This window comes from Streptomyces sp. NPDC050625, assembly GCF_040654755.1.
GTDB lineage: Bacteria > Actinomycetota > Actinomycetes > Streptomycetales > Streptomycetaceae > Streptomyces.
In genome coordinates, this window is sequence record NZ_JBFAIQ010000015.1 from 14,891 (window position 1) to 26,886 (window position 11,996).

At 66.7% G+C, this 11,996-nt stretch carries 12 protein-coding genes; 8 read left to right on the forward strand and 4 right to left on the reverse strand.

Annotation, left to right across the window (positions count from 1 at the left end; all coding sequences use genetic code 11):
* Together AB0I54_RS28400 and AB0I54_RS28405 are read right to left on the reverse strand one after the other, a co-directional pair.
* Positions 1-1,425, reverse strand: a complete 1,425-nt coding sequence (locus tag AB0I54_RS28400) for an MFS transporter (RefSeq protein ID WP_363298998.1) — start codon at positions 1,423-1,425, stop codon at positions 1-3.
* Positions 1,426-1,575: a hypothetical protein gene (locus AB0I54_RS28405; RefSeq protein ID WP_363298999.1), complete on the reverse strand. Its 150-nt coding sequence runs from the start codon at positions 1,573-1,575 to the stop codon at positions 1,426-1,428. It lies immediately after the preceding gene.
* A 161-nt stretch (positions 1,576-1,736) separates the two neighbouring features.
* On the opposite strand from AB0I54_RS28405, the gene AB0I54_RS28410 reads away from it, so the two are divergent.
* Complete coding sequence (locus tag AB0I54_RS28410) at positions 1,737-2,471, forward strand: IclR family transcriptional regulator (RefSeq protein WP_363299000.1); 735 nt, start codon at positions 1,737-1,739, stop codon at positions 2,469-2,471.
* Between the two features lie 47 nt (positions 2,472-2,518).
* Here AB0I54_RS28410 and AB0I54_RS28415 read toward each other — a convergent pair whose 3' ends face one another.
* A complete protein-coding gene (locus AB0I54_RS28415) occupies positions 2,519-3,295 on the reverse strand; it encodes an IclR family transcriptional regulator (RefSeq protein ID WP_363299001.1) in 777 nt (258 codons plus the stop codon).
* A gap of 68 nt (positions 3,296-3,363) precedes the next feature.
* Between AB0I54_RS28415 and AB0I54_RS28420 the strand changes: the two genes are divergently transcribed.
* The 4 genes from AB0I54_RS28420 to AB0I54_RS28435 are packed head-to-tail and all read left to right on the forward strand — an operon-like array spanning position 3,364 to position 7,395.
* Complete coding sequence (locus tag AB0I54_RS28420; protein ID WP_363299002.1) at positions 3,364-4,521, forward strand: cupin domain-containing protein; 1,158 nt, start codon at positions 3,364-3,366, stop codon at positions 4,519-4,521.
* Complete coding sequence (locus AB0I54_RS28425) at positions 4,518-5,366, forward strand: fumarylacetoacetate hydrolase family protein (protein ID WP_363299003.1); 849 nt, start codon at positions 4,518-4,520, stop codon at positions 5,364-5,366. The genes AB0I54_RS28420 and AB0I54_RS28425 overlap by 4 nt, the downstream gene beginning before the upstream one ends.
* Positions 5,366-6,082: a maleylpyruvate isomerase family mycothiol-dependent enzyme gene (locus AB0I54_RS28430; protein ID WP_363299004.1), complete on the forward strand. Its 717-nt coding sequence runs from the start codon at positions 5,366-5,368 to the stop codon at positions 6,080-6,082. The genes AB0I54_RS28425 and AB0I54_RS28430 overlap by 1 nt, the downstream gene beginning before the upstream one ends.
* Before the next feature lie 53 nt (positions 6,083-6,135).
* Positions 6,136-7,395 carry an FAD-dependent monooxygenase gene (locus AB0I54_RS28435; protein ID WP_363299005.1) on the forward strand — a complete coding sequence of 420 codons (1,260 nt, stop codon included), beginning with the start codon at positions 6,136-6,138 and terminating at the stop codon, positions 7,393-7,395.
* A 1,050-nt stretch (positions 7,396-8,445) separates the two neighbouring features.
* Here the strand turns inward: AB0I54_RS28435 and AB0I54_RS28440 are convergent.
* A complete protein-coding gene (locus AB0I54_RS28440; RefSeq protein WP_363299163.1) occupies positions 8,446-8,796 on the reverse strand; it encodes a hypothetical protein in 351 nt (116 codons plus the stop codon).
* Between AB0I54_RS28440 and AB0I54_RS28445 the strand changes: the two genes are divergently transcribed.
* The 3 genes from AB0I54_RS28445 (at position 8,698) to AB0I54_RS28455 (ending at position 11,871) form a co-directional block, all read left to right on the forward strand.
* On the forward strand, positions 8,698-9,747 hold the full coding sequence (locus AB0I54_RS28445; RefSeq protein ID WP_363299156.1) for an acyl-CoA dehydrogenase family protein: 1,050 nt from the start codon (positions 8,698-8,700) through the stop codon (positions 9,745-9,747). The genes AB0I54_RS28440 and AB0I54_RS28445 overlap by 99 nt on opposite strands.
* A gap of 647 nt (positions 9,748-10,394) precedes the next feature.
* Positions 10,395-10,880 carry a hypothetical protein gene (locus tag AB0I54_RS28450; RefSeq protein WP_363299006.1) on the forward strand — a complete coding sequence of 162 codons (486 nt, stop codon included), beginning with the start codon at positions 10,395-10,397 and terminating at the stop codon, positions 10,878-10,880.
* A gap of 529 nt (positions 10,881-11,409) precedes the next feature.
* Positions 11,410-11,871: a carboxymuconolactone decarboxylase family protein gene (locus AB0I54_RS28455; protein WP_363299007.1), complete on the forward strand. Its 462-nt coding sequence runs from the start codon at positions 11,410-11,412 to the stop codon at positions 11,869-11,871.
* Positions 11,872-11,996: the final 125 nt, after the last annotated feature.

An 11,996-nucleotide genomic window follows, 5' to 3' on the forward strand; every position in this document is an offset into this window, starting at 1 on the left:
TCACTCCTGCAAATGCTGATTGTTGTACTGAGGGTGGCCCGAGGGGTGGGTGTAGGGGACGCCGGGGATGGAGCCCGTCAAAAGGTCGGCGTCACGTGTTTCGGCGACAGCGCCGGACAGGTCCGCGTCTCGTGTCTCGGGGCCGAGTGCGGCACCGGCGACGATGAGTACGCCGCCGATCGCCAGGAGGACCAGCGGGGTGTACTTCATCGGCATGAGAGCGGACAGCGCGGTCTGGTAGAAGACATAGAACGCGGGCACGATCACGGCGGCGGTGTAGCCGAGTCCATAGCCGCTGGACCTGACGCCGACGTGGAACCGCTCGATGATGTACGTGGTGACGACCCCGAACGTGGACACGACGATCAGCACCAGCGCGATGGTCACGACTGCGATGAGGGCGAAACCGGTCACCGCTTTGGACACCAGAATCCCGTACAGCACCGGTGCGGCGGTCGCGGTCAGGGCGCCGGCGATCAGGAAGAAGGGCCGGCGGCCGATGCGCTGGCTCAGTGTCCCGACCACCAGATAAGAAGCAGCCAGTAGCGCGTACGCGACCACCATCAGCCATGTGACCTGCTGATCGGTGAGTCCGGCAGACCGCTTGAGGGCTCCTGGCAGTACTGCGCCGATGACGTTGAACGCCAGCCACAGGCCGCTCATCAGAATGAAGACCTGCAGGAAGCCCCGCAAGTTCGGGCCGCGGAACAGCGAACGCAGCGGTGCCTCGGAGGTCTTGGGGGCCTGCTTCCAGGCGTCGGATTCCTCCAGGTTGCGGGAGATCCACGGGACCAGTCCGAGCGCGAGCAGCCCGCCGATCACGAAGGGAATCCGCCAGCCCCACTGGACGTAGGCGGAGCCGATGCCATCGGCCGGCATGGCCTTCAAAAGAACCATCGTGATGAGCGCGATGGTGCAGTAGGCCAGCGGGAATCCGGTCATGATCACCGCACCCACCAGGCCCCGACGTGTGTGGGGGCTCTGCTCCAGGGCCAGTGGCGTCGCGGCCGTGTACTGCCCACCCAGAAAGATGCCGTCGGCGAATCGCAGGAAGATCAGCGCGAAGGTGCTGACGAGGCCCACGGCGCCGTAGCCGGGCAGGCACGCGATCGTGAGGGTGACCAGGCCGAAACCCCTGAGCGCGATCACGGAGGCCCGGCGTCTTCCGGTTCGGTCGCTGATGTGCCCGAAGATCACGGCGCCGATGGGCCGGCCCAGCAAGGTCGCGGAGAAGACCAGTGCGGTGATGATCTGACTGGTCGTGTCCGATACGTTGGTGGGCTGGAAGAACACGGCGGCCGGAGCCAGCACGATGACTGGCAGGTAGACGTCGAACATGTCTACCCACAGGCCGGCCCAGGCGCCGGCCACCGCCTTGCGACCCTTGACGGACAGTCTTGCGGGTGTTGTCGCGGTCGCGGTCATCTACGCCCCCACTCGTCCCGACCCGGAGGCCGTGTCGATGCCTGCGTGGTCGTACTGCTGGCGGTCGGCGGGATCAGTCGGTACGGTCGCGGCTCGGATGTCGTCGTGGGGGCGACGGAACCCGGCATCTTCATTGATGTCGATCGTCATGGGAGTCTCCGGCGTTCGGTGGTGGCTGCCCTCGCTGATGGCGCTGCGACGGCATTGGTCCAGGCCACGCCGACGCTGTAGGCGCCGGCAGACCCACGGGTGCCGCTTCGTCTGTCCCACACCGTAGGTCGGGAATTCTGCAAGACGACTATTATTCTTCTGTGAAGAACAAGCCTCCGTACATGATCGAGTCGGTCGACAACGCGCTGCTCGCACTCGAACTGCTGCGGGACCGGGGCCGGGTGCGGGTCAGCGAGGTCGCAGACGAATTGGGGATCGCCCGCTCCACGGCCCATCGGCTGCTGTCGATGCTGGTGTTCCGCGACTTCGCCGAGCGTGACGAGAATCGCGGCTACGTCCCCGGCCGGGCCCTCTCGGCTCCGAACGGGGACGGACGGGCCCAATACCTGCGCCGGATGTTGCTGCCGGCCATGGAGGCCCTGTGTTCGCGGGTCGAGGAGACGGTCAACCTGATGGTCCGCGTCGGGACACAGATCCGTTTCCTGGCCTCGGTCGAATCGTCTCAGGTGCTGAGAGTCGGTGACCGGCAGGGCGCTGTGCTGCCGGCCCGCGCGACCTCCGGGGGCAAGGCTCTGCTCGCCGAGCTGAGCCCCGCCGAGATCACCTGCCTGTATCCCGGCGATGAGGGGCTGGACGAGCTGGTGCGGGAGCTGGACGAAGTCCGAGCGCGTGGTTATGGGCTCAACCTCGAGGCAACCGAGACCGGTGTGGTGGCCGCCGGCCGGTGTGTGAACGACCGCAGCGGCAGGGCAGTCGCGGCGCTCAGCATCGCCGTTCCCGTCTCCCGCTTCCACGCCGGGCGTATCGAGCCGTTGGCGAATGCGCTGCGTGAGTGCACTGATCGGATCGCCCGCGACCTGCCGACGCTTGGCTGACCTCCAGGGTCGGCTGCCGGAATCGGCAGGCCCGGCTGTCGGGGTGATCAGTCCAGCGTGGCCAGATCCGTTTCCACGGCGTGCGCAGCAGCACGCAGCTTCGCGACCAGGCGTTCGAGGTGGGCGGGGTCGTAGCGGGTGCTGGGCAGCGCCACCGACACACCGGCGACCGGGACTCCGGCCCGATCGTGGATCAGTACACCGACCGCGATCAACCCGCTCTCGGAGAACCCGTAGTTGACGGCGAAGCCGCTACGCCGCACCCGGGCCAACTGGCCCCGCAGCACGCGCAGGTTCGGCCGCTCGCCAGGACGATCCTGGTAGCGCTCGGGCGCGTACATCTCCTCCAGTTGCCCCTCGTCCAGGCCGGCGAGCATGAGCTGCCCGGTGCTGGTGCGATGGGCGGGGAACACCATGCCCTCGCGCGAGCCGACCCGCAGCGCCTGCTCGGATTCGACGCTGGCGATGAACCGCACCGTGTCGCCCGTGCGGATGCTCAGGTTCGCGGTCTCGCCCACTGCGTCCGCCAGCCGCCGCAGGTGTGGCAGCGCGGCCTTGCGCAGCCGGGAGGTCTGAGACTGAGAGTAGGTGCCCAGCTCCAATACGGGGCCGGCCCGGTAGACGCGGTTGTCGTCCTGCACCGCGAAGTCCCGGTAAACAAGCATCGACAGCAGCCGGTGGGCGGTGGAGCGAGCGACGCCGAGCCGCTCGGCGGCTTGCGAGACGCTCATGGGGCCCTCCAGCTGCAGGACCGCGGCCAACCGCAGGGCATGGTCGACGCTGGCGATCGCGTAAGGCGGTGGTTTCTTGAATGGCTTGTCCATCTCAGCCTCCAGTTCTGCGCACCAGAATCTACATGCCACACTGCAGAACCGGGACCAGTCTGTTGGACATGACTACATCTTCAACTCCTCCGACCGCGCCGCTGCGTCTGCCAATGGTGGATTCCGCGGATCAGCCGGACGCCACGCCCGAGCTGGCGCAGCTGTATCGCGGCTTCGAGCAAGAGCTACTGGTGCCGCTGTGGACGCAGATCGGCGACCTGATGCCGACCGAGCCACACTCGAAGGCGATAGCGCACCTGTGGCGCTGGGAGCGGCTGCGCAAGCTGGCGGCCCAGGCCGGAGACCTGGTCCCGGTCGGCCGCGGCGGCGAGCGGCGCGCCATCGCGCTGGCCAATCCGTCCCTCGGCGGCAGGCCGTTCGCCACGCCGACCCTGTGGGCCGCCATCCAGTACCTGATGCCCGGCGAGGACGCCCCCGAGCACCGTCACACCCAGCACGCCTTCCGCTTCGTCGTCGAGGGCTCGGGCGTGTGGACGGTCGTCGGTGGCGACCCGGTGCCCATGAACCGCGGTGACTTCCTGCCGCAGGCGGGCTGGAACTGGCACGCCCACCACAACGCCACCGCCGAGCCGATGGCCTGGATCGACGGCCTGGACATCCCGTTCCAGTACGTAACCGAGGCGCAGTTCTTCGAGTTCGGCCGGGACGAGATCAGCGACGCCGAACGGATCACCCCGGAGCGGTCACGATCCGAGCGCCTGTGGGCCCACCCGGGCCTGCGTCCGCTGTCGGCCACCCCCACGACACCGGGCAGCCCGCTGCTGTCGTACAAGTGGGAGTACACCGACGCGGCCCTGCGCGACCAGCTCCTGCTGGAGAAGGAGGGTTTCGGCGGCACCGTCGAGCCCGGCCATGCCGCGGTGCGCTACTCGAATCCGCACGACGGCTCCGATGTCCTGCCGACTGTCCGTGCCGAGTTCCACCGCATCGCCCGCGGCGCCGAGACCGCGCCGGTTCGAGAGACCGGCTCGTCGGTCTACCAGGTCTTCGACGGCTCCGGAGTGGTGAGCGTCGGCGATGTGTCCTGGACCGTCAGCCGCGGCGACCTCTTCGTCGTCCCGTCCTGGGTGTCGTTCTCCGCCAAGTCCGAAGCGGGTGCCACGGACTCCGACTCCAGCGCCCTGGACCTGTTTCGTTTCAGCGACAGCCCGGTCTTCGAGGCCCTCAAGCTCGACCGCACTCACGTGGCAGGAGGCACCCGATGAAGCTTGCGACACTGCGCACCGGCGGCACGACCAAGGCCGTACGGTTCGATGGCGAGACGCTGATCGACCTCGGCTTTCCGGACGTGGGCACCTTGCTGGACCAGGACAGCTGGGCAGAGCTGGCCGCGTCCGCCACGGGTACGGCGTACCCGGCGGCCGGCGCCGACTTCGCGCCCGTCGTGCCCGCCCCCTCCAAGGTCGTGTGTGTTGGCCTCAACTACCGCAATCACATTCAGGAGATGGGCCGCGACCTGCCCGAACACCCCACGTTGTTCGCCAAGTTCGCCGACTGCCTGATCGGCGCGCATGACGACATCATCCGCCCCGAGGAGACCGAGAAGTTCGACTGGGAGGTCGAACTGGCAGTCGTCATCGGTCGCCAGGCGCGCCGGGCCCGCGACGCCGAGGCGGAGGCGGCGATCGCCGGCTTCACCGTCCTGAACGACATCACCTGCCGCGACTGGCAGTTCCGCACCCGCGAATGGCTCCAGGGCAAGATGTGGGACTCCAGCACCCCGGTCGGGCCGTGCCTCGTCACCCCCGACGAACTGCCCGGCGGTGTCCGTCCCGCCCTCGACGTACGGCTGTCCGTCGACGGAGAGGTGATGCAGTCCGACTCCACCGGCGATCTGCTGTTCGACCCGGTCGACCTCGTCGAGTATGTCTCCACGATCGTCCGGCTCAACCCCGGCGACATCATCGCCACCGGCACCCCCGGCGGCGTCGGCCACGCCCGCAAGCCCGAGCGCTATCTCCTCGGCGGGGAGACGATCGTCACCGAGATCCAGGGTATCGGCCGTCTGGAGAACCGCATCGTCAAGAACGGGACCGAGGCGGTCAAGTGATGGCACGGCATCCGCGAACCTTCATCGACGCTCGCCGCTGGGCGGCGTTCGGCACTGATCTGCTCACCCGTACGCTCTCCGACGACGAGATGTGGCTCAGCGCTCGTACCACCCTGCCCGACTGGAACCGCCGCCAACTCCTCGCTCACCTGGCTGGCAACGCTGACGCACTGGGCAATCTCGTCCGATGGGCCGCCACCGGCGAGAGAGCGGACATGTACGACTCGCCTCAGGCGCGCGCCGCGGGCATCGCGCGCGGACTCGCCCTGCCCGCCGACTCCCTCCTGTCCTGGCTGCGGGGCTCCGCCGAGAAATTGAACGCGGGCATGGACGCCCTCACAGAAGCCCAGTGGTGCGTCCCCGTGGTCACCGCCCAGGGCCGTTCCGTGCCGGCGTACGAGATCCCCTGGATGCGTGCCCGCGAGGTGCTGGTGCACTTCGTCGACCTCGCCGACGAGGGCAATTTCGCCGATCTGCCGGTCGACTTCCTGCGGGCCCTGTGCGATGACGTGATCGCACGCCGCTCCACTCTGCCCGGGACGGCTCTGCTGCTGGAGGCCAAAGACACCGGCGACTGGTGGAAGCTGCCCGGCGAAGGCGTCCCCGTCACGGTGACAGGCCCGCTGCACGAGATCACCGCCTACCTCACCGGTCGGCCCCACAACCTGATCAACAACTGGGACACGCCGGCGCCCCGCCTGGGCCCCTGGCTCTGACCATCGCCACGGACCTTCCGGATCTCCCGGAACCGCATGCAAGGGAAACCACCATGAACACCAACAACAACAGCGTGGACCGGCCGGACGTCGTGGTCGTCGGCGGTGGCATCGGCGGCCTGGCCGCAGCCCTCGCCCTTACCCGCACCGGCCTGCGCGTGCGGGTGCTGGAACAGGCCTCCGAGTTCGGTGAGGTGGGCGCTGGTATCCAACTTGCACCCAACTGCACCCGCATCCTCGACAAGTACGGCCTGCTGGATGAGGCCAGGAGCCTTGGGGTCGTTCCCGAGCGCCTCGTCATGCGCGACGCCGTCGACGGCCGTGATCTGACCAGCGTGGACCTGCGCGACCTCGAGAAGCGCTACGGCTCCCCCTATCTGGTCATCCACCGCACCGACCTGCATGGCCTGCTCCTTCGGGCCTGTCGCAGCGCCGGAGTCGACCTGCTGACCAACCACCTAGTCGTCGGCTACGACCAGACCGATGACGGTGCCGGCGTCCGCCTTGCCGATGGCACTGTCCACGAGGCCCCCTTGGTGATCGCCGCCGACGGGATCCACTCCGTCGCGCGCCGTGATCTGGTCGGCGATGATGTAGTCAGCTCCCGCTATGTCGCCTACCGCGGTGCCTTGCCGGTCGAGCAGGTGCGCGATCATGGCATCGACTTTGCCGAGGACCAGGTCGTCGTCCATGTCGGACCGCAGTGTCACTTCGTGCAGTACCCCCTGCGCGGCGGCACTGCCGTCAACCAGGTCGCTGTGTTCGAATCACCCAAGGCTCGCGCGGGTGAAGAGGAATGGGGCACCCCCGACGAGCTCGACGGCGCCTTCGCTGCAACGTGTGACCACGTCCTCAAGTCCATCGGGCTCATGTGGCGGGACAAGTGGTGGCAGATGTCCGACCGTGACCCCATCAGCACCTGGGTCTACGGCCGTATCGTCCTGCTCGGCGACGCCGCACACCCCCCACTGCAATACCTTGCCCAGGGCGCCGTCATGGCCATCGAGGACGGCTACGTCCTCGCGCACCACCTCGCCGAAACCGGCGTCGACCACCCGGCCGAAGCCCTGGCCGCCTATGAAGCCGTTCGCACCGAACACTGTCGGCGCGTCCAGACCACCGCTCGCGTCTGGGGCGACCTCTGGCACCTCGACGGGGACCGACGCCTGCGCCGCAATGAAATCCTGCGCGAGCGCAGCACCGACGACTACAGCTTCATCGACTGGATTTACGGCCCCACCGCGCTCACCCCCGAGCAGGAGCCCGAGATGTTCGTCCCGATCCCGCTCGAAGGCGCCACAACGGTGCGCTAGACCGAGCCGTCTGCCCCGCTGCCCGGTGGGCCCCGCACCGAGGACGCCACAGTCCCGGAAGGTGCCTGCCGGGCTCAGGTCCCGCCTCTTCCTCGGGCCGGCGGCCGTCGGTCGGGGCCTGGCGCGCACTGCAGTGCCTGCTCGAAGACGTCGCCGTCCACGTGCGCCCAAGGACCAGGGCGAGCCGTGTCAGAAAGGACACGGGCTCCTTCGCCTGGTCCAGGGCATGGCTGAGGGAGAGCCAGACCCGCTCCAGCGGTGAATCGTTCGGTTCGGCGGGCCGTGTCGCGTTGGATGCGCAGGGAGCCGCGCTCTGACCCAGTTGGTGCGGCATGCGCTCGAGGCCCGAGCACGGCGGCAGCCATCTCCCGTAGTAGCGGGAGCTCGTCCTCGTCCATGTCGACGCCAGTGGTGCTCATCCTGTCCGGGCCAGGCAGTCCTCACCTTCATCGTGATCGCCGCGTCGCCTGCCCGTTCTGATGCCCTGGCCGCTGCCGGACCTGAGCGTCGAGGCCAACCGCCCCACATGGGCCTCGGCATCTCAGGCTCCACGAGCTGTTCCCCGGTGAGGACAGGAAGCAGCACGATGCGGTCGCCGAACGCCGACTGGTGCTCGGCGATGCCGCTGTACTGCAATGCCCTCGGCGACGAGTGCGTGGTCGAGACGCCCGTCGTACGAGGCCCAGCCGCTCGCCGAGTTGGTGTGGCTGAGTCTGATTGCGCGTCGCCGACTTCGTGGACTTCTACGCCTCCGAGCATCATGCCGCGGGCGATGCCATCGGGTTCGGAGAGGTACGGGCCCGTATCGTCCCCTCGACGCACTGAAGCGGCGCGGTCCATGTCCGGTCGGGCCGCGTTGAGAAAGACATGCCGCGCAACGTCCGGCCCTGCGCCAAGCAGCGGCTTTCTCGTGGTTGGAGGGAGTGGGGGATATCCAGCGGGCCCAGGTGCGGATCCGTCTTTCAGGTTCGGAGAATTCATTCTGATGAAGCCGCCTGATGCTTCCGCCAGTGTGACGGCCCTCACCTCACGTTTGATCCGGCTGTGGCGTCATAGCTGTGTGCGCAGCCTCTCGGAACGGACGATCACCAGGTCGCCGCCGGCCGACGCGCTGCAGCACCAACCGTATCGACGAAGGAATTCCTCGTGAGTGCTCCAACCTCTGACTCCGGTGCCCAAGCCGACGCTGTCGAAGATCTCGAGCCCGTGGACGCAGCCCGAGCGCTGGTCCCCCTTCTCGCTGGTGAAGCGCAGAGCGCAGAGACGGCCGGCAGGCTCACTGATGCAACTACCACAGCTCTGCTGCGATTTGGCCTGTTCCGGCTCGGGACACCCGTCGCGCACGGAGGTCATGGCGCGGACGTCCGCACGGCCGTAGATGTCTGTGAGGAACTGGCGCACGGATGTGCCGCCAGCTCCTGGATAGTCGGAATCGCCTATGGGAGTAGCCTATTTGCTTCCCAGCTCGCCGACCCTGAGCGTGCCATGGTCTGGAAGCACACACCAGACACTGTGGTTTGCGGCACCGCGGCCCCTTCGGGAACTGCGCGGCGTGTGGACGACGGTTGGTTGCTGCAGGGCAAGTGGTCTTGGCTGTCTGGCATACACCAGGCCCAGTGGACTCTGCTCGGCTTCACTTCGACGAACGGTGACGGCGAGACGGAACGACGCATGGGCCTGGTCTCGACGTCTGATCTGGTCATCGAGGATTCATGGCATGTCGCGGGGATGCGGGGAACGGGTAGTAACTCGGCCATCGCACAGGACCTCTATGTGCCGGATCCTCTCGTGATCTCCCTCGACGACATGGCCGACGGGACGTACTGGCGCCGCCACCGGGACGAGCCCCGAGTCACGTTCCACCTCTCCAACAACCTGCCGCTCGTCGGGACGATAGTGGGCATCGCTGCGCACGCACTTCAGAAGGTCGTTGAGACTACGACCCAGGGGAAGCGGGCAGCCTCACCACTGCACCGTCTGGTTGCCGAGTCCCCTTCTCATCAATTGGCCCTGGCAGACGCTGCCATGCTTGTCGACACCGCACGCCTTCACCTGACCCACGCCGCGGACGCGGTGGACACCGAGGCTCGGTCAGGCCGTAGCCCCGATCTCCTTGAGCGAACTCGCATTCGTGTGGCTGCCGCTTACGCCGCCTCGTCTGCGCGGCAGGCAGTGAATCTGCTGATTGATACAGCCGGCGCGGGAAGTCTCACGGACGGATCCGAATTGCAAAGGGCGTGGCGTGACATCGAGACCGCCTCACGTCATGCTGCGTTGCACCTGGGCACCAGCAAGGAGATCTATGGTCGCGCACTATTGGGCGCTCCCCTCCCGGCAAGCCCACTTCTTTGAGGAAATAGCACAGGATATGGGATGAACCGTGGTGAACGGCTGCGCGATTTCTGAGGCCCAGCCGCTGGAACGACCAAGCCAGTACCTGCCGACACAAAGAGGGCAACGGTGCCACCAACCGTTTGAACCTCTCAGCCGCTGGGTGCCGTGTTGAGAGTGTCCCCCTGTGGAGAGCCATCACGAGGGGCCCCGGCTCCGATGTGCCAGAGCCAACTGCCATCGGAGCCGGGTATCGGAGGGCAGTCACCTGCAGGTGACTGCCCTCCGCTTTGTGGTGTGATGACCCCGGTGAATTTTCGCCCGCGTCGGCCTGGATGTACCTGGGCCGGGGTCGGTTCCATGACGGTGCTATGCCTTTCTTCACGTCACACCGGCATCTTCCCAATCGTCGTAACCATTGAATGAGCTCACGCGAGTCTGAGAGAAGAGTTCAAGGTGTCGATTGGTCACACCCGAGATCAACATGGATCGTCCCGTGGCACTCAAGCGGATTGCCTGAAGCCCGACACGCCTTGCCGTGCTGCGCCGCCTCCCTCGGGTGGGGTGGCGTGGACACACACGCTGAACGGCGCATCGAAGAATGCCCCCCACGTCGTCCCGGCCGAGCTTGCGGTCTCCTGGGCCAGCCCGGCTACCGAGGGCACTGGATGACTGCACAGACCTCGCGCCGGCTTGCCCGCAGTGCGCCGTGCGACCCGGCCCGCCTGACCCCGGCATTGCCACCCGCCTATGAGGCGTTCTGCGCGCTCAACCGCGAGGGCTATCTCGACTACGCGCGCGTACACCTTCCGTCCGCACAAGCCCACCAGCTGGTGCGCAGTGTCCTGGGGGAACTCGCCGTCGGTTGGACGGGCATTGTCAGTCACCCCAGTCCGCCCGCCCGCGCGTGGGAGCTGATGCGCAGCCGTGTCCACACGGTGGCCCGCATTCCGCCGGTGCTCGAGACGTGTCCGGCGCAGCAGTACGACGCACTGGTCCTCAACTGCCGCCTCGGATACAGCAGCATGGCCGCCGCGTCCGTCATCGGTCTGGATGCGAGCAAGGTCCGTTATCTGGTCCTGTCCGCTCCGTCGGAACGCCGTCGTGCGGTACGGCATCTGCAACCACGATCCGCGGTCTGCCAACTGACCTGAGCGCCATTCTGTATCCTGCACATGGTGACATAAAGTGACATAGTCGCCGCCATGCGTGTCGTCAGCCACCGGTGGCCATGCGACGGCGAGGACACGGATGTTGCCGCCTTCTCTTCGGGTCTGCCGCACCGCCGGCACTCCGGCTGATTGCGTTTCCTTTACTCTCCGTGACTTGAACGCAGAATATGAGCTGCCCCGGCTCCACTAATAATCATTCAACCGCGTGACCTGCGGCGTTCTGGCTAGGAGAATTTTGATCCCGCTCTGCGAACACGAGGCTAGTGTTCTCTGCCACACCCCAGTGGAGACCAGCGGCGAGGAGTTTCCGATGTCCACGATCGCTCAGGGCCTGATCGATATCAACACTGTCTAGATCACCGTCAGCGAGACCCCTGAACTGCTCTACGCGGCCTACGCCGTGGAGCACGTTCCTTGTGCCGCCCCTGGCACACAGCCACCCTCAGCCACAGATGGCCCTACCCGCATAACCCCGCACCCAGCCGTTCACCACATAGTCAAAGGGAATCCCATGACGGAACGAATGAACTACTCGGCCGTTGCCCCCGACGCGTACAAGTCGATGCTGGCCATGCAGAAGTACCTCGCCTCGTCGTCGATCGACAGCACCCTGCACGAACTCATCAAGATCAGGGTCGCCCAGATCAATGGCTGCGCCTACTGCGTCTACGTTCACACCCGCGAGGCCCGCAAGCTGGGTGAGGACGAGAACCGGATCTACGCCCTGCCGGTCTGGCGCGAGTCCCCGGCCTTCACCGAAGCCGAACGCGCCGTGCTCGAACTCGCCGAGAGCGTCACCCTGATCTCCGAGCATGGCGTCCCCATCGAGACATGGGACTCGGCGCGCAAGTACTTCGACGAACAGCAGATCGCGGACATCCTCCTCGCCATCATCACGATCAACGCCTTCACTCGCCTCGCGGTCTCCACCGGAATGGTCCCGGGGCAATCCAAGCCCGTCATCCAGAAGTAGCCCAACGAGCCAACGGCAGGCACACCCCCGCCAACCGTGCCACCTCACAGGGGCCATTCTGCCGCTGACTGATCACTCCATCTGGCGAAGTTACGTCGGATCATTCCTCATTCAGAAGCTCAGGT

Coding starts and splice junctions, on each gene's coding strand:
- AB0I54_RS28400 (WP_363298998.1), bottom strand. CDS start 1,425: ATGACCGCGACCGCGACAACACCCGCAAGACTGTCCGTCAAGGGTCGC.
- AB0I54_RS28455 (WP_363299007.1), top strand. CDS start 11,410: ATGACGGAACGAATGAACTACTCGGCCGTTGCCCCCGACGCGTACAAG.
- AB0I54_RS28450 (WP_363299006.1), top strand. CDS start 10,395: ATGACTGCACAGACCTCGCGCCGGCTTGCCCGCAGTGCGCCGTGCGAC.
- AB0I54_RS28420 (WP_363299002.1), top strand. CDS start 3,364: ATGACTACATCTTCAACTCCTCCGACCGCGCCGCTGCGTCTGCCAATG.
- AB0I54_RS28425 (WP_363299003.1), top strand. CDS start 4,518: ATGAAGCTTGCGACACTGCGCACCGGCGGCACGACCAAGGCCGTACGG.
- AB0I54_RS28415 (WP_363299001.1), bottom strand. CDS start 3,295: ATGGACAAGCCATTCAAGAAACCACCGCCTTACGCGATCGCCAGCGTC.
- AB0I54_RS28435 (WP_363299005.1), top strand. CDS start 6,136: ATGAACACCAACAACAACAGCGTGGACCGGCCGGACGTCGTGGTCGTC.
- AB0I54_RS28405 (WP_363298999.1), bottom strand. CDS start 1,575: ATGACGATCGACATCAATGAAGATGCCGGGTTCCGTCGCCCCCACGAC.
- AB0I54_RS28430 (WP_363299004.1), top strand. CDS start 5,366: ATGGCACGGCATCCGCGAACCTTCATCGACGCTCGCCGCTGGGCGGCG.